15 protein-coding genes are annotated in these 22,161 nt (G+C 55.2%); 14 read left to right on the top strand and 1 reads right to left on the bottom strand.

Annotation, left to right across the window (positions count from 1 at the left end):
- Positions 1 to 15 precede the first annotated feature (15 nt).
- The 11 genes from LY622_RS11200 (at position 16) to LY622_RS11150 (ending at position 15,240) form a co-directional block, all read left to right on the top strand.
- Positions 16 to 1,062: an EpsG family protein gene (locus LY622_RS11200; RefSeq protein WP_234290989.1), complete on the top strand. Its 1,047-nt coding sequence runs from the start codon at positions 16 to 18 to the stop codon at positions 1,060 to 1,062.
- Between the two features lie 26 nt (positions 1,063 to 1,088).
- On the top strand, positions 1,089 to 1,814 hold the full coding sequence (locus LY622_RS11195; RefSeq protein ID WP_234290988.1) for a transglutaminase domain-containing protein: 726 nt from the start codon (positions 1,089 to 1,091) through the stop codon (positions 1,812 to 1,814).
- A gap of 363 nt (positions 1,815 to 2,177) precedes the next feature.
- Positions 2,178 to 3,452, top strand: a complete 1,275-nt coding sequence (locus tag LY622_RS11190; RefSeq protein WP_234290987.1) for a CDP-glycerol glycerophosphotransferase family protein — start codon at positions 2,178 to 2,180, stop codon at positions 3,450 to 3,452.
- A gap of 342 nt (positions 3,453 to 3,794) precedes the next feature.
- Positions 3,795 to 5,099 carry a CDP-glycerol glycerophosphotransferase family protein gene (locus tag LY622_RS11185; protein ID WP_234290986.1) on the top strand — a complete coding sequence of 435 codons (1,305 nt, stop codon included), beginning with the start codon at positions 3,795 to 3,797 and terminating at the stop codon, positions 5,097 to 5,099.
- Positions 5,100 to 5,188: 89 nt separating this feature from the next.
- Complete coding sequence (locus LY622_RS11180; RefSeq protein WP_234290985.1) at positions 5,189 to 6,583, top strand: CDP-glycerol glycerophosphotransferase family protein; 1,395 nt, start codon at positions 5,189 to 5,191, stop codon at positions 6,581 to 6,583.
- Between the two features lie 80 nt (positions 6,584 to 6,663).
- Positions 6,664 to 9,783: a PEP-utilizing enzyme gene (locus tag LY622_RS11175; protein WP_234290984.1), complete on the top strand. Its 3,120-nt coding sequence runs from the start codon at positions 6,664 to 6,666 to the stop codon at positions 9,781 to 9,783.
- Positions 9,780 to 10,421, top strand: a complete 642-nt coding sequence (locus LY622_RS11170) for a type 1 glutamine amidotransferase (RefSeq protein WP_234290983.1) — start codon at positions 9,780 to 9,782, stop codon at positions 10,419 to 10,421. Before LY622_RS11175 ends, LY622_RS11170 begins: the two co-directional genes overlap by 4 nt.
- Positions 10,418 to 11,197 carry a phosphocholine cytidylyltransferase family protein gene (locus tag LY622_RS11165; protein WP_234290982.1) on the top strand — a complete coding sequence of 260 codons (780 nt, stop codon included), beginning with the start codon at positions 10,418 to 10,420 and terminating at the stop codon, positions 11,195 to 11,197. The genes LY622_RS11170 and LY622_RS11165 overlap by 4 nt, the downstream gene beginning before the upstream one ends.
- 407 nt (positions 11,198 to 11,604) lie before the next feature.
- Positions 11,605 to 12,750 (top strand): glycosyltransferase family 4 protein, encoded by a 1,146-nt coding sequence (locus LY622_RS11160; protein WP_234290981.1) that lies wholly within the window; start codon positions 11,605 to 11,607, stop codon positions 12,748 to 12,750.
- A gap of 115 nt (positions 12,751 to 12,865) precedes the next feature.
- Positions 12,866 to 14,143, top strand: coding sequence for a Vi polysaccharide biosynthesis UDP-N-acetylglucosamine C-6 dehydrogenase TviB (tviB, locus tag LY622_RS11155; protein WP_234290980.1), 1,278 nt, complete (start codon positions 12,866 to 12,868; stop codon positions 14,141 to 14,143).
- A gap of 74 nt (positions 14,144 to 14,217) precedes the next feature.
- Positions 14,218 to 15,240: an NAD-dependent epimerase gene (locus tag LY622_RS11150; RefSeq protein ID WP_234290979.1), complete on the top strand. Its 1,023-nt coding sequence runs from the start codon at positions 14,218 to 14,220 to the stop codon at positions 15,238 to 15,240.
- Between the two features lie 270 nt (positions 15,241 to 15,510).
- On the opposite strand, the gene LY622_RS11145 is transcribed toward LY622_RS11150, so the two are convergent.
- Complete coding sequence (locus LY622_RS11145) at positions 15,511 to 16,227, bottom strand: putative metalloprotease CJM1_0395 family protein (protein WP_234290978.1); 717 nt, start codon at positions 16,225 to 16,227, stop codon at positions 15,511 to 15,513.
- A 74-nt stretch (positions 16,228 to 16,301) separates the two neighbouring features.
- On the opposite strand from LY622_RS11145, the gene LY622_RS11140 reads away from it, so the two are divergent.
- The 3 genes from LY622_RS11140 to LY622_RS11130 all read left to right on the top strand — a co-directional run bounded on the left by LY622_RS11140 (position 16,302) and on the right by LY622_RS11130 (position 22,009).
- Positions 16,302 to 16,523, top strand: a complete 222-nt coding sequence (locus LY622_RS11140) for a DUF2835 domain-containing protein (RefSeq protein ID WP_234290977.1) — start codon at positions 16,302 to 16,304, stop codon at positions 16,521 to 16,523.
- A gap of 127 nt (positions 16,524 to 16,650) precedes the next feature.
- Positions 16,651 to 17,877: a GGDEF domain-containing protein gene (locus tag LY622_RS11135; protein ID WP_234290976.1), complete on the top strand. Its 1,227-nt coding sequence runs from the start codon at positions 16,651 to 16,653 to the stop codon at positions 17,875 to 17,877.
- Positions 17,878 to 18,016: 139 nt separating this feature from the next.
- Positions 18,017 to 22,009, top strand: a complete 3,993-nt coding sequence (locus LY622_RS11130; RefSeq protein ID WP_234290975.1) for a sensor domain-containing phosphodiesterase — start codon at positions 18,017 to 18,019, stop codon at positions 22,007 to 22,009.
- The last annotated feature ends 152 nt before the right edge of the window (positions 22,010 to 22,161 follow it).

Below are 22,161 nucleotides of genomic sequence, written 5' to 3'. Positions count from 1 at the left end.
GCATAGGCGATAGCCATGCTGCCTTACTGGATTCTCTTTCTGATTCCCGCCGTGGGGGTGCTGGCACCCTACCGGCTGACCCCCGATTCTCGCCGCGTGATGTGGTGGTTAGTCGGTAGCCTGTTTGCCCTGGCTATCGGCCTGCGCTTCGAGGTTGGCGGTGATTGGGGGGCGTACCTTGGATATCTGAACCGTGCCTCGGCCATGACCCTGTTCGAGGTGTTCACGAGTAAGGATCCAGGCTATTACCTGCTCAACTGGCTGGTGATGAAGCTGGGCGGCAATATTTACTGGGTGAATCTGGCCTGTGGTGCCATCGTGATGACCGGGGTAGTGGCCTTTGTTCGCGATCAGCCGTTGCCCTGGCTGGCCCTGATGGTGGCGGTGCCCTACCTGATCGTTGTGGTAGCCATGGGCTACAGTCGCCAGGCCGTGGCGCTGGGATTCGTTCTGCTGGGCCTGGTGGCACTCGGCGATGGCAAGGTTCGCACTTTTGTGGTCTGGGTACTGATTGGCGCGGCTTTCCACAGGTCTGCGGTGCTGCTGTTGCCAGTAGCGGGGCTGGCGGCCAGCCAGAGCCGACTCATTTCCCTGGCCTGGGCGGGGATGGCCACGCTGATCGGCGGTTACCTTTTCCTGTTCGATTCCGCCGATGATCTCTGGACCAATTACGTCGAGGCCAACTACCAGTCCGAGGGTGGGCTGATACGTGTCCTGATGAATGCCGTACCGGCAGGGCTCTATCTCGTCTTGCAGCGATACTTGCAACTCAAGGAAGATGAGCGTCGCCTGTGGTGGTGGCTTTCGGTGCTGGCCATCGCCTGCATCCCACTGGTTATTATGTCTTCCACCGCTACCGACCGTGTCGCCCTTTATCTGATCCCCGTTCAGATCTTCCTTTTCTCTCGGCTTCCGTTGATAAGCCGGGACTCGCGCTGGTCGACTCTGATTGTACTCAGCGTGGTGGCCTACTACGCGGTGGTGCTGAATGTATGGTTGTTCTTCGCTAGCAATGCTCAATCTTGGCTGCCTTATCAATTGTCTATTCTTTCAATGCTTTAGAATATTACGGATGTAGGGCGGATCAAATGAAGATGAAAATTAAGCTTGTCGGAATGTTGGTTGTATTGCCGATGTTGTTTTTCACCTACTTGTTTATAACTCAGGTCGACAACGGAGTTACTCGGGAAGATAAGCTAGCCATAGGTCAAGTGTTAGGCCCATTTTTTGAAGGCTCAAATGACGGAAACCTGACGTTTCAGGAGGAGGTGGATTTCATACGTCTGGTGCAAGGGGCTGTGCTCGGCAACGTGCCTGTCAATTCCGGAATCCCACATGGCATGCCACGTGAGCCCAATGACCTGCTGGCGCGAGGTAAAGGCCTTTGCTTCGACCGTAGTCGCTTTATCGAAAAAGCTCTTCGACAACATGGCTTCGAAACACGTCATATCGCTATTTATTCAACAGTTGAAACTGGATCTGCGATCAAGTCTCTGCTTACGCCACAGGTCCGCTCGCATGCTGTAACCGAAGTGCTGACCTCAAAAGGCTGGATGGTGGTGGACTCTAACGAGCCATGGATATCACTTGACAATGGGTATCGGCCGTTATCGATCGATCATCTCTCGGCACTGGGCGGTTCTGGCATGGTGGAGCGCCTGATGTCACAGCCTGAGACCTCTATTTATGCGGGTGACTTTACTTTTGTGTACGGGCTTTATTCACGACACGGCATGTTCTACCCACCTTATGACCGGATACCAGATATCAATATCGCTGAGTTGAGCCAGAATATATCGCGCATTTTTAATTAGGCGCGCATCCGCTGCTGCCGAAACACTGCATGCAAGGCAATGGCGTTGTGGTGTTGGTGATCGGGCTGATCTTCAGGGCAAACTGTTCTGATCTGCGTAACACCCGTGGGTGGATATCCTCAGTTAACTTTCCGACTATAACGTGGCGGTAGACCTTAGGCTTTAAGCGGCCCGCGACTTCTCCTTCAGCGATGAGATCGGGGTAGGGGGGATCCGGCCAGTGTCCAGGTAGTCGCGCCCAAGCCTGAGTGAAGAAGCGACAGCCCTGCTCCCGGCTACCCGCTATGTTTCGTATCGCATCTTCCCTATCGGTATAGGAACCCGGGATATCGCAGGTGCAGCATTTTCCCAGGAGTTGATGAAATGAGGTATATAAAAAAAATACTGCCGCAGCCTGTAAAAAATTATATTAAAATAATGTTAATATGGATAGTAAGGCTGCGTCACGTACAGGAACTCAAGAGGATAAAAGAAAAGGAACGGATCAAGGTTGTATTTCTCGCCATCCATGAAAGTGTCTGGAAGGTTGATTCTGTATTTCGGAAAATGTTGGATGATCCTTTTTTTGATCCGATGGTTCTTGTCTGTCCTCATGTTGAATATGGCCATGAAGCGATGGTTGAGGATATGGAGAAGGCATATAGCTACTTTTCAAGGAAAAGCTATCCTGTAATTTTATCATACGACGAGGCGAATGACTCGTGGTTAAGAGTTGAAGATCTCAAACCTGATTTGGTTTTTTTTACGCGCCCATATGATCGTACTAGGCCTGAATATTATGAGCATGTTTTTTATAAATATTTGACCTGTTATGTTCCTTATTTTTATCTGGCAACGAGTCATATTAGGGAGGAGGATATGTTTAATATGCACTTCCATAATGCCATGTGGAAGATTTTCATGCCCCACCAGTATTCTATGGATAGGGCAAAAAAGGTTTCTGATAATAACGCTACCAACTGCGTCTTAACGGGCTATCCATCCTGTGAAAGCCTGTTGGTAAAAAATGAAGGCAAGAAAGGTGTATGGAAAGAACAGGTGTGTGGGAAGAAGAAAATTATCTTTGCCCCGCATCACTCTATAGGTGCGGCTTCAGGGTTGTCCAATTTTATTGAATATGCCGAATTCATGGTTGAACTTTCAACAAGATACCGCAATGAAACACAGTGGTCTTTCAAGCCCCATCGGATACTCAAGTATAATCTCCATCAACATCCTGACTGGGGAAAGGAGAAAACTGATAAATACTTTTCTTATTGGGCCTTTTCCGAAAACACTCAGCTAGATGAAGGTGAGTATAATGAATTGTTCATGCAGTCCGATGCAATAATACATGACTCTAGTTCCTTTATCGTTGAATATCTTTTTGTAGAAAAACCCTGCCTGTATCTTGTGAGCGACAAACAACAGCCTGGGTTGAAAAATAATTTCGGATTGAAAGCGCTAAAGGCTTATTACCTTGCTAGGGAAAAAAGCGATATTGAGAGCTTCCTGATTTCTGTAGTTGACGGGGATTGCAGTATCAAGCCCGATCATAAGCAATTTCTATTAGATGAAGTGGAGCCTCTATATTGTCATGATTCGCCATCCGATAAGATATTAAGAACCCTCAAGGGCGCGATTTCTGCAGGAAAATAAATGGTGAAATGATGCAGTTGAAACTTACTGATCTCATAGCATATGGGTTTGACTCTTGAAAGCGGTGGGATGCCTTTCACCGGAAGTTAAATTTGGGAGCGGGTGCCGGCTTGAAGAAATTTACAGCTAATATCCTAATCGGTATTACACCTTCAACGTGGAAAGGGAGAAGGCCGGTTCAGAGACTTTTTTCTGCATGCGCCTTTGATCTCTGCGCACGGCACTTTATTTCCTATATAAATATTTTATTTCTCAAATTATCTGTTCTAAGCCCTTCGCTCTTGGTTACCGGGCGCCGTCACAATAGTTTCTGGAAGAGCGCTCAGGAGCTCGGGATGCCGCATGTTCAGCATTTTTCCAGGAGTTGAGGAGATGGAATATATAAGAAAAATATTGCCACAGCCTGTAAAAAATCACATTAAAAGTATATTAATATGGGTAGTCAGGCTGCGTCATGTGCAGGAGCTAAAGAGGGTAAAAAAAAAGGAGCGGATCAAGGTTGTATTTTTAGCCATCCATGAAAGCATGTGGAAGGTTGACGCTGTATTTCGGAAAATGCTGGATGATCCTTTTTTTGATCCGATGATTCTTGTCTGTCCTCATGTTGAGTATGGCAATGAAGCGATGGTTGAGGATATGGAGAAGGCATATAACTACTTTTCAAGGAAAAGTTATCCTGTAATTTCATCATATGACAAGGCGAGTGGCTCGTGGTTAAGAGTTGAAGATCTCAAACCTGATATGGTTTTTTTTACGCGCCCATACAGACACACTAGGCCTGAATATTACGAAAATGCATTTTACAAATATTTGACATGCTATGTTCCTTATTTTTATCTGGCAACGAGTCATATTAGCGAGGAATATATGTTTAATACGCACTTCCATAATGCCATGTGGAAGATTTTCATGCCCCACCAGCATTCTATGGATAGGGCAAAAAAGGTTTCTGATAATAACGCCACCAACTGCGTCTTAACAGGCTATCCATCCTGTGAAAGCCTGTTGGTCAAAAATGAAGGCAAGAAAGGTGTATGGAAAGAACAGGTGTGTGGGAAGAAGAAAATTATCTTTGCCCCGCATCACTCTATAGGTACGGCTTCAGGGTTGTCCAATTTTATTGAATATGCCGAATTCATGGTTGAGCTTTCAACAAGATACCGCAATGAAACACAGTGGTCTTTCAAGCCCCATCCGGTCCTCAAGCCAAAGCTCTATCGACATCCTGACTGGGGAAAGGAGAAAGCCGATAAATACTTTTCTTACTGGGCCTTTTCCGAAAACACTCAGCTAGATGAAGGTGAGTATAGTGAGTTGTTCGTGCAGTCCGATGCAATAATACATGACTCAAGTTCCTTTATCGTTGAATACCTTTTTGTAGAAAAACCCTGCCTGTATCTTGTGAGGGACAAGCAACAGGCTGGGCTGAAAAACAAATTCGGATTGAAAGCGCTAAAGGCTTATGATCTTGCTAGGGAAAAGAGCGATATTGAGAACTTCCTGATTTCTGTAATTAACGGGGATTGCAGTGTCAAAGCCAATCATAAGCAGTTTCTGTTAGATGAAGTGGAGCCTCTATATTGCCATGACTCGCCATCCGATAAGATATTAAGAACTCTCAAGGACGCGATTTCTGCAGGAAAATAAATGGTGACATGATGCAGTTGAAACTTTAGTGATCTCAGGGCACAGCACTTTATTTCCTATGTAGATATTTTATTTCTCGAATTGTCTGTTTGAAGCCCTTCGATCTTGGTTACCGTACGCCGGCACAAGAGTTTCTGGAGGAGCGCTCAGGAGCCCGGGATACCGCATGTGCAGTATTTTGTCCAGGAGTTGATGGGATGGATTATATTAAAAAAATATTGCCGCAGCCTATAAAAAAATATATTAAACGAATGTTAAATAAATTGCATTTATGGAGAGTCAGGCTGCGTCATATGCAGGAGCTAAAGAGGATAAAAGAAAAGAAGCGGATCAAGGTTGTTTTTCTCGCCATCCATGAAAGTGTCTGGAAGGTTGATACTGTATTTCGGAAAATGCTGGATGATCCTTTTTTTGATCCGATGATTCTTGTCTGCCCTCATGTTGAGTATGGCCATGAAACGATGGTTGAGGATATGGAGAGGGCATATAGTTACTTTTCAGGGAAAAGCTATCCTGTAATTTCATCATACGACAAGGCGAGTAACTCGTGGTTAAGAGTTGAAGATTTAAAACCTGATTTGGTTTTTTTTACGCGCCCATACAATCACACTAGGCCTGAATATTATGAGGATGCGTTTCATAAATTTTTGACCTGCTATGTTCCTTATTTTTATTTGGCAACGAGTCATGTTAGCGAGCAGAGCATGTTTAATACGCACTTCCATAATGTCATGTGGAAGATTTTCATGCCCCACCAGCATTCTATGGATAGGGCAAAAAAGGTTTCTGATAATAAGGCCACCAACTGCGTCTTAACGGGCTATCCATCATGCGAAAGCCTGTTGGTAAAAAATGAAGGAAAGAAAGGTGCATGGAAAGAACAGGTGTGTGGGAAGAAGAAAGTTATCTTTGCTCCGCATCACTCTATAGGTGCGGCTTCAGGGTTGTCCAATTTTAATGAATATGCCGAATTCATGGTTGAGCTTTCAACAAGATATCGAAATGAAACACAGTGGTCTTTCAAGCCCCATCCGGTCCTCAAGCCAAAGCTCTATCGACATCCTGACTGGGGAAAGGAGAAAGCCGATAAATACTATTCATATTGGGACTTTTCCGAAAACACTCAGCTAGATGAGGGTGAGTATAGTGAGTTATTCGTACAGTCCGATGCAATAATACATGACTCAAGTTCTTTTATCGTTGAATACGTTTTTGTAGAAAAACCCTGCCTGTATCTTGTGAGCGACAAGCAACAGCCTGGGCTGAAAAACAAATTCGGATTGAAAGCGCTAAAGGCTTATTACCTTGCTAGGGAAAAAAGCGATATTGAGAGCTTCCTGATTTCTGTAGTTGACGGGGGTTGCAGTATCAAGGCCGATCATAAGCAGTTTCTATTAGATGAAGTGGAGCCTTTATATTGCCATGACTCGCCATCCGATAAGATATTAAGAAGCATAAAGTTGGCGATTGCTGCTGGAAAATAAATGGTGGCATGATGTAATTAAATCTTTAGCCATTTCATGGCCTATGCTCCTTGGCAACTTTCCACAAAAGGTTTCATGACATGAATGATACTATGGCAGCTCAATTAAATTCGGCTTCCATCTCAGCTGAACACTCGAGAAAAAATCAACTCATTATTCTCGGTGCTGGCCGTCCTTATAGCGGTGAGCAGCATCCAGTTCTCAGAGGGGGCGCCAGCCAAGGACGTGTATTGGATTGGCTCTTGCAAGCGGTGGGATGCCTTTCACCGGAAGTTAAATTTGTGGGCGGATACCAGCTTGAAGAAATTTCCAGCCGCTACCCTAGCCTTCATTACACCTTCAATGTGGAATGGGAGAGTACCGGCGCAGCGACTTCTTTGCTGCATGCACCTTTGATATCAGGGGCACAGCACTTTATTTCTTATGCAGATGTGTTATTTCGCGAGTCAGCTGTTCGTGGGGTTGCTGAGGCCAGCGGAGATATTGTGGTAGCTGTGGATAGCGCCTGGCGCCATCGTTTTTCCGGTCGTTCGGAGAACGATATTGCGCGTTGTGAGAAGGTGAACATGTTCCAAACTACAGTGACTCGCTTGGGGCCGGATATTTTGCCAGAAATGGCTGATGCTGAGTTTGTCGGGTTCGTGCGGCTCAGTCCTGACGTAATTAAGTTCCTGAAAGATAATGCTGAGTCACTTTTTCCACCGGTGAGGCATGCCAACCTTTCACAATTACTGGAGTTGCTGCGGATACGGGGCTTCAACATTCAGGCAGTGGATGTGGTGGGGGATTGGGCAGAGCTCAATGAACCTCGGGATTTGACGCGGTTCATCATGGGCACCAAGGCGCAGACTCTTCACCGCTTGCGGGGGCTCGTCAGACTTAGTCGCATTGAAGACCAAGTCAGTTTTACCGTTGCCGAATGGCATAGTGCTCCAGATCTTGTGATCCGCCGCATTCAGATAGCATTCACGACAGGGCGCCTGGTTGTACGCAGCAGTGCCCTATCAGAGGATGGGTTTACCTGTGCCAATGCCGGTGTCTACGCTAGTATCCTTGGGGTAGAGGCCACACCGCAGCCCGCTATACGGAACGCCATAGAGCAGGTAATCGCTTCCTATCCGGACGGCAATGGAGATCATCAGGTATTGGTACAACCAATGCTCGAGGAAGTTCAGGTCAGCGGTGTGGCGTTCACCCGTACCCTGGCCCAGGGGGCGCCCTATTATGTCATCAATTACGACGACCTGACCCACAGTACGGAATCCATCACGAATGGGACCAGCCGTGATCACAAGACGCTTCTGGTTCATCGCCAGGCCAGCATGAAGCATCAGCAGGCGCCTGAGTCTATTCGTGATATCCTTCCGGCCCTGCGTGAGATCGAGGATCTGTTGGGCTATGACTCGTTGGATATCGAATTTGCCATCAGTCCAGCGGGCCATATCCATGTTCTGCAGGTCCGTCCTATCACCGTTGATCACGGCCGATCAGAGGCCAGGGATGAGCAGGTTGCGGCACTGCTGAATAATGCCGAAGCCCGGTTCCGGGCCTTGCAGAAGTCGTCGCCCTTCGTGGTAGGAGGTCCTGCCATTTTCGGGGTGATGCCTGACTGGAACCCAGCGGAAATCATCGGCACCAAGCCGGGACAGCTGGCCATGGATCTATACCGATTTCTCATCATGGATGAGATCTGGGCGACCCAAAGAGCGGAATATGGATACCGTGACGTGCGGCCTCAACCCTTGCTGGTGGCTTTTGCCGGGCACCCTTATGTTGATATTCGTGCCAGTTTCAATTCTTTTGTCCCCGCCAGTGTGGATGATGCGTTGGCCGGCAGGTTGGTGAACTTCTACTTGGACTGGCTGAGACAGAACCCGCACCTGCACGACAAGGTGGAGTTTGATGTGGTGCCCACCTGTTTTGCTCTTGATTTTGAACGCTGGCAAGCGCACTTGATCGCGGAAGGAGGCTTCTCTGAAGGGCAAGTGGCCTGTCTAGCAAGGGGGCTCAAGGCCATTACCTGTGGTGCCATCATTCGCACGCCAGGAGACCTGGAGGCTATTGAAAAACTGCAAAGCCGTTTTGAGCGTATCATGCTGGCTGATATGCCGGCGCTGGAGCGTGCCTTGGTGCTGCTGGAGGATTGCCGGCGCTATGGTACCCTGGCGTTTGCTCACCTTGCCCGCAGTGCTTTTGTGGCTGTCACACTACTTAAGTCGGCTGTCTATCGCGGCGCTCTGAGTCAAGGAGCTGTGGATGCCTTCATGAACTCCATCCGCACGATAACACACCGCCTTACAGAAGATGCTGCTGCTACAGCAGATCATCGCCTGCCTTGGCAGGTATTTATCGAGCGTTATGGGCATCTCCGCCCTGGCACGTATGACATTACCTCGCTGTCTTATATGGAAGATCCGCTCCACTTTCTGGCCCCCCTCGTGGAGCGTGCGCGAGGCAGAAGGGAAGAATACCGGACTGATATTGATGCCCTGTGGCAAAGCGAGCGCGCGGTATTTGGCAGAGTATTGGCTGAAGAAGGGATATCGGAGGACTTGGCAGCGGTTGAGCAATTCATGCGGCATGCCATCGAAGGTCGTGAGTATGCAAAATTTGCCTTTAGCCGTCACCTGTCTGCCGCTCTGGACTGTCTGGTGGAGGTGGGAAATTCCTATGATGTCTCACGCGACGATATGGCACATATCCCACTAGAAGCCTTTACTGCTCTGCGCTCGGGCACTGCGGCTACCAACGATATAGGCGAATGGCTGCGTGAACAGGCAATGGACGGTAAGCGGTTCCATCAACAGGTGAGGGCTGTCGAGTTACCGCCCCTGCTACTGGATGACAAGGATTTCTATCTATTTCTTTACCCTAGCACTCAGGCCAACTTTGTCGGATCCGGTCGGATCATCGCCCCCTGCATGGACCTTGGGCAGGTCTCAAGCAGAAAGAGCTCAGCCCTGGAAGGAAAGATTGCCCTGATTCCTCAGGCTGACCCGGGGTTCGACTGGTTATTTGGTCAGGATATCGCGGGGCTAATCACCATGTATGGGGGGGCCAATTCTCATATGGCCATCCGCGCGGCAGAGTTCGGCTTACCAGCCGCCATTGGAGTGGGCGAAACCCGATACGCGAGTTTTGCTCGGGCATCCGTTCTTGAGCTTGACGCTGCCAACCATCTAATACAGGTTCTCCAGTGAGCCGGCGAATTGGTATTACTCAGCGAGTCGAAGACGTTGCATCGTACGCAGAACGACGCGATTGCCTAGACCAGCAATGGTTTGTTTTGCTGGAGCAGTTGGGCCTTACCCCGGTTCCTGTTCCCAACAGTCTCAATAATGTGGCTGCATGGTTGGAGGTGATGGAGCTGGATGGTTACATCCTCTCCGGCGGAAATGACCTGAGCTGCTTGCCTAATCCTGCTTGCCCAGCTCCCGAACGTGATCTAACAGAAAAAGCCATTCTTGACTACGCATGTGATAACCAACTTCCCGTACTGGGTGTTTGCCGTGGTATGCAGATGATGAACGTTTATCTGGGTGGCAGTCTCTTCCCCGTTAAGGAACATGTCGGCACTCGGCACTCGGTCAGGGCAGCCACCGCTGAAGCCCGGTTTGGTACCTACACCCGTGTCAACAGTTTTCATGACTGGGGTGTGCAGGTAGAAGGCCTGGCCGAGACACTGCAGTCATGTCTGACCGCGACAGATGGCACCATTGAGGCCGTCACGCATCGTCATCGGAAATGGACCGGCATAATGTGGCATCCCGAGCGCGAAATGCCTTTTATGCTATCGGATATTCGACTCATTATTCGGCTGTTTAAAGGGGATTTATGAGAGCTATCATTCTTGCAGCGGGCCAAGGAAGTCGCCTGCGCCCTTACACCAACGACAAGCCAAAGTGCATGGTACTCTTGGCCGGAAAGTCGCTGCTTCACCGCCAAATGGCCGTTATGGAGATGTGTGGTATTTCTGACAACATCATCATTGTTGGTGGCTACTGTATTGAAAAGCTTGACCCTCTTGGTGCAGAGGTGTTGGAAAATGCACGATACGAAACTACCAATATGGTTAGTACGCTTTTTTGCGCGCGAGAACACATGGTGTCCGGTGAAGATCTATTAATAAGTTATGGTGATATTGTCTACGAACCTCAGGTGCTTCAAGCTGTCCTTGATTGCAATGCTCCGATTTGTGTTGCTGCCGATAGAGAGTGGGAAAGACTATGGAGGTTGCGTATGGATGATCCCTTGTCTGATGCAGAAACTTTCGTTATGGATGAAAAACAGCATGTGCTTGAACTGGGGAAGAAGCCTCGGTTTTATGATCAGGTACATGCTCAATATATAGGGCTGATTCGTATTCGTGGTGACAAGGTGTCGGACCTGGTGGCTGCGTATGATGGCATCGACCCTGATGCAAAGTATGATGGTAGGAGTTTCGATAATATGCATATGACCAGCTTTATACAACAATTGATTGATGGGGGGTGGCTGGTGAAGGCGTGTTTGGTAGAGAATGGCTGGCTTGAGGTGGATACAGTGAGAGAGCTGGACACCTATGCACATCTGGCTGAGGAGGGCGAGCTGAACTCCTACTATAAGATCCTTTGATTCATGAGGCACAATTGATAGCAGACCGATCCTGTGCCGGGCTGCTGGTTTGTGTCCCAGGTTGATGGTCCCTATCAGGTAAAAATGGTTGGTCGGTACGAGGGTGCGGCGCTTTTCTTGGCCATTGAAACCTGTATCCCACTGGTGATTGTGTCTTCCACCGCCATCGATCGTGTCCCGTTCAGATGTTCCTTTTCTCGCGGCTTCCGTTAATTAGCCGGGACTCGCGCTGGTCGATGTTGATTGTACTCAGCGTGGTGGCCTGCTACGCGGGTATTGCTCGTGTGGCTCATGTTTGCGGCACATTCCCATGCCTGGTTGCCGTATCAGTTGGTGGGGTTGCAATGAGCTGCAAGGTGGCGAGGAACCTGGACTAGGGGGAAATCAGAAACGGGAGGGCGAGGATAATGCAGGACAATGGCATTGTGGTGTTGGTCTCCAATACCTCCTGGTACCTCTATAACTTTCGCCGTGGCACCATACTGGCGCTGCGTGAGTCAGGCTATACGGTGATCGGGCTCGCGCCTCAGGATGCCTACTCCCATCGCCTGGTGGACGAACTGGGTATCAAGCACGTGCCGCTTCCCATGGAGGGCAAAGGCACTCGGCTGCTGGGTGAGGGTAGAAGCCTGCTCGCGCTGGCCAATATGCTGTTGCGATTTAAGCCCACCTTCGTGTTCAACTTCACGGTGAAGGCAAACATCTATTCTGGTCTGGCTTGCCGTGCGTTGGGCATCCCCTATGCCAACAATGTCTCGGGCCTGGGCACTGCCTTTTTGCACGACAGTTGGTTGTACCGTCGGGTGCGTTCGCTGTATGGAGTCGCTAATTGCGGGGCGCGGCGGGTGTTCTTCCAGAACCAGGAAGACCACGACCTGTTTCAGAGCCATGGCCTGCTTCGCGAAACCCCCACAGCCGTACTGCCTGGCTCCGGCATGGATACAACCCGCTTTTCTTTCTCGCCACTGCCGGCCCCTGTCCCCTTTACCTTCGTGATGATCGCCCGCCTGCTGGGCGACAAGGGAGTTCGCGAGTACGTGCAGGCGGCGGCACAGGTCCGTATCGACCACTCCAATAGTCGGTTCTTGCTGATTGGTCCTCATGGTGCCAGCAACTGTACCGCCATTTCCGAAGTCGAGGTGCAGCGCTGGCAGGCCGCAGGTGTGGTCGAGGTGCTGGGCGAGCAGGGCGATGTGCGGCCCTTTATCCAGCAGGCCCATGTACTGGTCCTTCCTTCTTATCGCGAAGGGATGCCCCGCACGGTGTTGGAAGCCGCCGCCATGGGGCGGCCCGCCATCGTCTCCGATGTGCCGGGCTGCCGCCAGGCAATCGTGGCCGGTCAGACCGGTTGGCTATGCGAGGTGAAGAGCGCTGATTCATTGGCCCAGTGCATGAAGCGGTGCATTGCCCTTCCCCAAGCGGAACTGCAGGCCGCAGGGAAAGCGGCGCGTGTGCGAATCGAGGACGAGTTCGATGAGCGCATCGTCGTGGAGGCAGCACTCGATTGCCTTCATGACGCAAGGACAGGGTATGTCGAGGATCTAACTGGGTGACCACCGCAAAGGAAATAAAACGATAGCCATGGGGCTTGGCAACTCGATGCTGGTTGGAGCGGGGTGCCGGCACAGGTCCTCGGGATGACCATTCAACGACGCAAGGGGTGGGACGATGCTGACGATGGATGAGGTGCGCCTGGGCGTCATCGGCCTGGGCTATGTCGGGCTGCCGCTGGCGGTGGAGTTCGGTAAGGTGTGGCCCACAGTGGGCTTCGATATCGACACTCGGCGGGTGGATGAGTTGAGCGATCATGTCGATCTGACGCTTGAGGTGGAGGCGACACAGCTAGCCGAGGCGTGGCAGCTGAGCTTCTCGAACAACGCCGAGGCGCTGCGCCACTGCAATGTCTATATCATTACCGTACCGACACCCATCGACGCGAGTCGCTGCCCAGATCTCACGCTCTTGATCACGGCCAGTCAAACCGTGGGTGGGATGGTGCAGCCGGGAGACGTGGTGATCTATGAATCGACCGTGTTTCCTGGCGCCACCGAGATGTACTGCATACCCGTGATCGAACAGGCCTCTGGCCTGGTCTTCAACCAGGACTTCTTCGCGGGTTATAGCCCAGAACGTATCAATCCTGGTGACAAGGAGCATCGCGTCACTTCTATCAAGAAGGTCACCTCAGGCTCTACGCCGGAGGTGGCCGAATTCGTGGATTCGCTCTATCGCCGCATCATTCCCGCTGGCACCCACAAGGCCAGTTCCATCCAGGTCGCCGAGGCGGCCAAGGTGATCGAGAATACCCAGCGCGACTTGAACATCGCCCTGATGAACGAGCTGGCAGTAATCTTTAACCGACTCGGTCTCGATACCGAGGAGGTATTGCAAGCTGCTGGCAGCAAGTGGAATTTCCTGCCGTTTCGCCCGGGCCTGGTAGGCGGGCACTGTATTGGCGTGGACCCATACTACCTGACCCACCGCGCTCAGCAGGTGGGATACCATCCCGAGGTGATCCTCTCCGGGCGGCGCATCAATGATGGCATGGGGGCCTATGTCGCCAACCAGCTGGTCAAGCAGATGGTCAAGCGTCGCCTGGAAGTGCAGGGTGCGCGGGTGCTGGTGATGGGGCTGACCTTCAAGGAAAACTGTCCTGATCTACGCAACACTCGCGTGGTGGATATTCTCAGTGAGCTTTCCGACTACAACGTGGTGGTAGATGTCTACGATCCGCAGGTGAACAAGGCCGAGGCCGAAAGGGTGTATGGCATTCGTCCGGTCGAGAGCCCCGAAGTCGATGCCTATGATGCCATTGTTCTGGCAGTGGCCCACCGGGAGTTCCGCGAACTCAGGGCCGAGGTTATCCATGGTTGGGGGAAACCCGAGCATGTGCTTTACGACCTCAAGTTTGTGCTGCCCAAGGGCCAGGTCGACTTGCGCCTTTAGGTCAGATACCAGGTGCAACGGCAGGTTCGAGGTGGGAAGAGGCCTCGAACTTCGCCCCTTCCAATGGAGATACCATGAGAATCGTTGTCACCGGCAATGCCGGCTTTATTGGTTTCCACGTGGCCAAACGACTGCTGGAACGCGGCGACAGCGTGGTCGGTATCGATGTGGTCAACGACTACTACGATCCGAAGATTAAGGAGGCGCGCCTGAAGATCCTGGAGGCGACCGCGGCGCACACCGGTAGCGAGTATGGATTCATTCGGGAAGACCTGGCTGATCAGCAGGTGGTGCATGATGCCTTTCGCGAGCATGCCCCCGAGCGGGTGATTCATCTGGCCGCCCAGGCGGGAGTCCGTTATTCGCTGGAGAATCCGCATGCCTATGTGCAGAGCAACGTGGTGGCCTTCACCAACATCCTGGAGGCCTGCCGTCATCATCAGGTGCAACATCTGACTTACGCCAGTACCAGTAGCGTGTATGGCGCCAATACCAGGATGCCGTTCTCGGTGCACGAGAGCGTCAACCATCCACTGCAGTTCTACGCCGCCACCAAGAAGGCTAATGAGCTGATGGCACACAGCTACAGCCACCTGTTTTACTTGCCCACCACGGGGCTGCGCTTCTTCACCGTATATGGCCCCTGGGGGCGCCCGGACATGGCGCTGTTCTTGTTTACCAAGGCCACTCTGGCCGGTGAGCCAATCCAGGTTTTCAACTACGGAAACCATACTCGCGACTTCACCTACATCGATGACATAGTCGAAGGTGTGATCCGTGCCAGTGACGACGTGGCCCGACCTAATCCCGAGTGGGACAGCGACAGTCCCGATCCGGCCACCAGCAACGCGCCGTACCGCATCTTCAATATCGGTAACAGCGACCCGGTGCATCTCTCGGAGTACATCGAAGCGATCGAAGACGCACTGGGCAGGAAGGCGATCAGGGAGCTGCTGCCATTGCAACCTGGTGACGTGCCTGCCACCTATGCCGACTGCAGCGATCTTGAGAAGGCCGTGGACTACAAGCCTGCCACGCCGGTGAGGGAGGGCGTGGCCAACTTTGTGGCCTGGTATCGAGAGTTTTATCAGGTGTAAGTAGAGCGGTAGGAACGATTAAGGGAGTCGAGGAGAGCGGGGCGAGGGGGGCTCACTTCTCTTTTCGCTGAGTCCGCAAACTGGAGTACACCGCAAGCAGCCCGGCCATGTGCCGGGCTGCTTGCGTTCGGGCAGTCGTCAGCACGCAGGGGTACGAGCACGGGAGTGTTCCAAACTGGGCGAATCACGACGCCAGTGCGGCATACGGCCGGTGGCGGCTAAGTCACCACAGCCGTTTCGTGTCGCTACTTTGTCGCGGGTCGGGTGGGCTCACGCCTTCCCGCTCAGCTTTCCGGTACCGCCGCTGGCGAAGGCGGCGCGGGCGATGATGTCATAGTTGGTGAGGGAGGCCTTGCTGGATTCGAGCGTGCCGCTGCCGCTGGCTTGCGCGCCGGCCGAGGTTTCCGTCGTATTGGGTTCGGGGCGCTCGGCGCTGTGTCGCGCGCTGGACTGCTGGGCCATTTCCAGCTGGGCGGTGAGCAAGTACTGGCGTGCCTGGGCGGCGACCTGGTGGTCCTTGGGTGACGGATCGGCCGGAGCGAGGGCGGCGCTGATCACCTGCTGCATCTTGCCGATGGTGGCGCGGGGGTCGCCGGGCACCGGGCCGTAGTCGATGGGGACTTCGCCGGCCACGGCATAGCGCTGGCCGTCCGGGCCGCGCTCGAACTGGTAGCTGACCGCACCGGTGTACTGTCCGCCGGCGATCTGATGAGCCAGCTCATGCTGGCGCACTTCGCGGTCGGTGGTCTTGAGCTGCTCGAGCTGGCGCAGCTCTTCCTGGCTCAGCGTTTCGCCATTGGGCTTCTGTGCGGCCTCGCCCTCGGCGACCTTGCCCTGGGCCGCTTCCTCGGCAGCCCGGCCAGCCGCCTCGGCATTGCCCGGTTCACCAACCCGTCGTGCGGCTTCGGCGTTGCCGACAAGACCGGCGCCGGGCTGCCAACTGCTGGAAGAGAAGGGCACGGGGCCGATGACGGTGGATGCATGCATGGTGAATGTCCGTAGGGCGGGCCGAATGGGGTAAAGTATTGGCGACTTTTGCGTTGACGGCAACCTGACGAACCATGCCTACCATCGACGTGGTAATCGAGCTTTCCCATGATGCCTGCCTGGCCCATTACGAGGGCCGGGTCGGGCAGGTGCATACCCGTAGCCTGGATGGCAGGAAGGTGATCTTTCCCGCCGAGGCGCTACGCCGGGTGGTGACCCGGGACGGGGTGCATGGCCGCTTCAGGCTGACCTTTTCCGATGCGGGGAGGTTTGTTTCGATCGAAGCCCTTATCTAGTCTTGCCCTGGATCAAACTCTGTAACATTTCCAGGGAGACGGCGCTGTTACAATCCGGCTCACTTGGGCACAGTTCGTGCAACATGGGCCGCTCGTTGTGAAAGGCCTGTCAACGTGAGGTCATTCGATGGTCTTCAGTAAACTGAAGGAAGCGCGGGACAGCGAGCGCCGGAGACGCCGGCTCGACCTGCTGGCCGAACCGCCCGAGGCGGGCCATGAGCTTTTCGTTGGTTTCAGTTCGCTACGTGATACCTTCAGCAGTCGCCACCACTCCCGCGACTTCGCCTTCGCCCATGCTCGTTATCTTCGCAGCCGCGTGCTGGCGCTGGGCATCATCTTCGCCGTTCTCTCGCCGCTGTGGATCGTGGTGGACTCCCTGATGCTGCCTACGGCGCTGCTCAAGTACACCCTGATAGGGCGGGTGGTGCTGATGCTGGGCCTGGTTGTCGTGCTGCTGCTGGCCCTGTTCAGCCAGGAGAGGATCCGTCGTATCCGCTTTTGTGCCGGCATGTTGCTGGCGCTTCCTGCGGCGTTTTACACCCTGGTGTTGGTGATGCTGCCCCCGGGCGAGCTGCACAACCTGGTAGGCTACGGCTTCATTCCCTTCCTGCTGGTGGCGGCGCTCAGCGTCTTTCCGTTCACGCTGCTGGAGTCGCTGATTGCCGGCATCGCCCTGCTGGCGCTGCAGGTATTTTCCCAGATGGTCGACGGCAGCTGGATGACAGGGCGCGGTGTGGAAGCATTCTGGCTGCTGTCGAGCCTGCTGGCAGTGTCCATGGCGGCCAACCATTTCCAGCTCAGCCTGCTGCTGCGGCTCTATCGCCAGGCCACTCATGATCCCCTGACCGGCCTGTTCAACCGCGGCGCCCTGGAAGTGCATCTGGCCAAGATCCAGGCCTGGCAGCGCGACACCGAGGGGCTGGATAGTGCGGGTAGCGTGCCCTGTTCGCTGCTGATGCTCGACCTGGACAACTTCAAGCAGATCAACGACACCTTTGGCCACTCCGTGGGCGATAGTGTGTTGTGCCAGTTCGCCGATGTATTGATCCGGCAGACGCGCAAGCACGACTGTACGGCACGCTACGGTGGCGAGGAGTTCGTGGTGCTGCTGCTTGGCAGCGGCCAGGCCAGGGCGATGGAGATCGCGGAGCGTATCCGCTTTGCCGTGGAGGCCTTCGAGTTTCTCGACCGTGACCGGAGGCGCATCCCGGTGACGATCAGTATCGGTGTGACCCAGCTGATGCAGGATGAGCCCGCTCAGGATGCCCTCAAGCGTGCCGACGAAGCGCTCTATCTTGCCAAGCATGCCGGCCGCAACCGCGTCGTGGAAGCCGAGCCACTACCGCTTGTCTGACGGTAGCCTACCCATTCGTGATGCCTGAGGGCCTTCTCGATAGGCATTCCGCCCCACCTAATTTTCCCTAGACCCTCAAGAGTCATGCCACGCTGCCGATAACTCGGCTATCAGGACTCATTCACGAGCAGGGGGCACTATGCCCAATAACTCTCGGCAGGTGGCGCTTCAGACCCTGCTGATTCTTGTACCGATGCTGCTCATGGTCATGGGGGTGATCAACGCACTGGCCACCTGGCAATTGCCGGTGGCCTGGCATCCCGCGAAGGTCAGCCTGCCGCTGATGTTGCTGGTGGGTGGTGGCTTGCTCGCGACGATGTTGAACCATCCCCGGTGGGCACGGCTCTGTGGTGGTCTGCTGCTTCCGTTCGGGCTGTATGCGCCGCTGCTTGCGCTACTGCCGGAGGCGCAGCAAGGCCTGCTGGAGCTCTGGGGTGTGCCGGTGGCCCTATCCACCAGTGTTGCCCTGCTTGCGGTGGCGGCGTGCCTGCTGGCGGGTAAAGATTCCCGCCGGACGCGCCTGGGCTGGGTTCTGGCCGGTCTGACGACCATGCTGATGGGCGGTATCTCCTTGATCGGCGTGATCTTGCCAGGTGTCGTCATGCCGGGCCCTTGGGGGACGGCTTTTTCTACGCCCTTTACCGCCTTGCCTGCCTTGCTGAGTGGGGCGGCCATGATCCTCATTGGTCGCCGCTCCTCTGTGCCGCCCGTCCTGGGGCGAGCCATGGTGCTGGCCCTGGCCGGAGGGGTGGTGGCGAGCGGCCTGGCCTGGTATGCCCTCACCTGGCAGCAGTACGATGCCAAGCATCGCCACGCGGCAGAGATGGCCACCAATTTCAAGATCACGGCGGAGCGCGTCGTCGATACGCAGCAGTTGAATCTCCAGCGTATGGCCGAGCGCTGGGGGCATTTCTCGGGCCGCCCGCCGCTACAGTTCCGTGAGACGGAGTTCGATTCCTACTTCCGCGATATGCCAAGCCTGCTGTCGCTCTATTGGCAGGATGAAAGCGAGCGGTTTCGCTGGGGTCGCGATCGAAACCATGACCTCTCGCTACCTTACTGGTCACGACAGGAGGGTGCCTGGCTGCTGGATTGGCTGGCGGTAGGTGGCAACCACCCGCGGTGGGTGCTGCCCGACGAGCTGCGGCCCGCGCTGGCCCTGGTATCGGCGCCGCTGCCCGGCCTGCGCAGCGGCCAGCTGGTGGGGGTGCTCGATCTCGAGCGGCTGCTGGGGGAGGAGATGCGCTCCATCGTCACCCCGCAGTTGCTCTCGTTGCATCGCCATGAGAGCTTGCTGGCCACCAATCACGATCCCCAGCAAGAACGAGGCATGAAGCTGCACCGTAACCTGGTGGTGCTGCCGGGTGGAGTCACCCTGGAGGCGCGGGTATACGACGCCGCTTCGGGCCCGTTGGCCATCGGTGGCTTGATGCCGCTGAACGTGGCGATCGGCGGCCTGATTCTCAGCTACCTGCTGGCCTTCAGCCTGGGCATGGCAAGCCTGAGTCGTCGTCGCTCGGTCACCCTGGCCATCACCCAGCGGCACCTGCGTGCCCAGCAGCGCGTGCAGACCCTGATCGCCCGCGACCAGCCGCTAGCGGATACCTTGAAGGCCATCTGTCGCATGGTCGAAGCCCAGGCGCCCGGGTCGGTGTCGAGCATCATGCTCTGCAACGATGAAGGGTCGGTGCTGGATCATGTCTATTCGGTCAGCTTGCCCGAGCGCTATTGCGAAGCGGTGCGTGGCATCGGCGTGGGACCTGAAGCCGGTGCCTGCGGCCGTGCCGCCCATATCCGCGACTTCGTGGTCTGTGCCGACATCGCCAACGATCCGCGCTGGGCCGGTTACCATGGGCTGGCCGCCGAGTACGGCCTGCGCGCCTGCTGGTCCTATCCGGTGATTGCCAGCGACGGGCGCGTGCTGGGCGCCTTCGGCACCTACTTCAGGGAGCCGGGGGAGCCGACCCGTGCCGATCGTCGTCGCATCATCGAGTCGGCGGAGCTGGTGTCGCTGGCGGTGGAGCGCGAACAGAACCGCCGCGCCCTGCGCGAGAGCGAACAGCGCTACCGTTCACTCTTCACCTACCATCCCGATGCCGTCTTCTCGCTCGATCTACAGGGCTATTTCCTCACCGCCAACGCCGCCTGCTGCGAGATAACCGGCTACCCGCTGGAGCGGCTGACCGGCCTGCACTTCGCCGAACTGCTCGAGCCCAGCGACCAGGCGCGAATCGCCCAGCTCTACCAGGACGCCGGAAAGGGCGAAGCCTTCCGCTACTCACTGGCCTTCAAGCGGCAGGATGGGTCAATGGTCTATCTCGACCTGACCAATCTGCCTATTGTCGTCAACGAGCGGGTCATCGGCTTCTACGGCATCGCCAAGGACATGACCGAGCGTAATCGGCATGAAACCGAGCTGCGCATCTTGCAACGTAGCGTGGAGGCGAGCATCAACGGCGTGGTCATCGCCGATGCCCAGACATGGGGCCTGCCGATCATCTATGCCAACGAAGCCTTCGAACGCATGACCGGCTACGCCCGGGAGGAGGTGCTGGGCCAGAGTTGTCGATTCCTGCAGGGCCGTGAAACCGACCCGGAAGCCATTGAGCAGGTTCGTCGTGCCCTGGCCGAATGCGAGGAGGTCAACGTCACCCTGTGCAACTACCGCAAGGATGGCTCGCCCTTCTGGAACAACCTCTACCTGGCTCCGGTGCGCGATACCGCTGGCGTGGTGACGCATTTCGTTGGCGTGCAGCACGACATCTCCGAGCGCAAGGCCTATGAGGCGAAGCTCTCCTTCCATGCCAGCCATGATGCCTTGACGGGCCTGGCCAACCGCTCGCTGTTCGAGGACCACCTGCTGCATGACGTGCAGTTGGCACAGCGACACGGCAGGCACTTGGCGGTGCTGTTCGTCGACCTGGATGACTTCAAGCCGATCAACGACAGCCTGGGTCATGAGGTGGGGGATCAGGTGCTGGTTCAGGTCGCCCAGCGGTTGGCCGATGAGCTGGATCCCGGCGATACGCTGGCCCGCTTCGGCAGTGACGAGTTCGTGATCCTGCTGCCGGAACTGAGCCGGGAGGAGGCCGCCCTGAGGCTCACCGAGCGGCTGCTGGCCTGCGTTGGCCGGCCGTTCCGTATCGCCGAACAGGAGCTCTATATCGGTGCCAGCGTGGGGATCGCCTTCCTCTACGAGGGGCTGGAGAACCCGGTGGAGCTGATTCAGCAGGCCGACATGGCCATGTACCGCGCCAAGCAGAAGGGGCGCAACGCCTGGGAGTGCTTTACCAGTGATCTCAACGATGAGGTGAGCTCCCGCATGGCATTGCGCAATGACCTGCAGGAAGCCATCGAGGCGGAGAATTTCGAGCTGCATTACCAGCCGCTGCTGAATGCCGCCGACGGCAGCGTGGCCGGCTTCGAGGCATTGGTGCGCTGGAAGCACCCGGTCAGGGGCTACCTCTCTCCAGGGCTGTTCATTCCACTGGCGGAGGATACCGGGCAGATCGGCCCGATCAGCGAATGGGTGCTGAGGCGAGCCTGCCGCGACATGTGCCTGTTGGCCGCACAGGGCTACGGACACCACCGGGTTTCGGTCAACCTCTCGCCGCTGCAGTTCCATCGCTCCAACTTCATGGCCAACCTGCAGCAGGCCCTGCTGGAGACCGGCCTGGCCCCCGAGTATCTCGAGCTGGAGTTGACCGAGGGCATCCTGATGAACGACACGGCCGCCGCCATTGCCACGCTGCACAAGCTGCGCGACATGGGGGTCGAGGTCTCCATCGACGACTTCGGCACCGGTTACTCCAGCCTGAGCTACCTCAAGCAGCTGCCGATCGGCAAGATCAAGATCGATCGCAGCTTTATCCGCGATGTCACCAGCAACCCTCATGACAGCGCCATTGTCCAGGGGATCATCTCCATGGCCCACCACCTGGGCCTCCAGGTGGTGGCGGAGGGGATCGAGGAGCGTGACCAGCGCGACTTCCTGGCCGAGCACGGGTGCGATGTTTTCCAGGGGTTCTACTTTGCCCGGCCCATGCCGCTGGATGGGCTCAAGCGCTACATGATCGAGCAGCACCAGGCCGAGCCCGATAGCGCGAACCCGCTGGCCGCCTTCGATAGATAAGCGGCTGACAGGTAGCGGCTGACAGGTAGCGGCAAGACGTACACGGCAAGCATGGGCAGGCATCGCGTATCAGGTTGGCCGACATGGCTTCGGCCGGTGTCGGCCAGGCCGAACGAGTGACGCACTGACAGGGTTTCGGGATAGCCCGGCTT

It is taken from the genome of Halomonas alkalisoli, assembly GCF_021412585.1.
Lineage (GTDB): Bacteria > Pseudomonadota > Gammaproteobacteria > Pseudomonadales > Halomonadaceae > Halomonas > Halomonas alkalisoli.
Note: the sequence above shows the minus strand (reverse complement) of the source record. Positions and strands in the feature narration are given on the sequence as shown.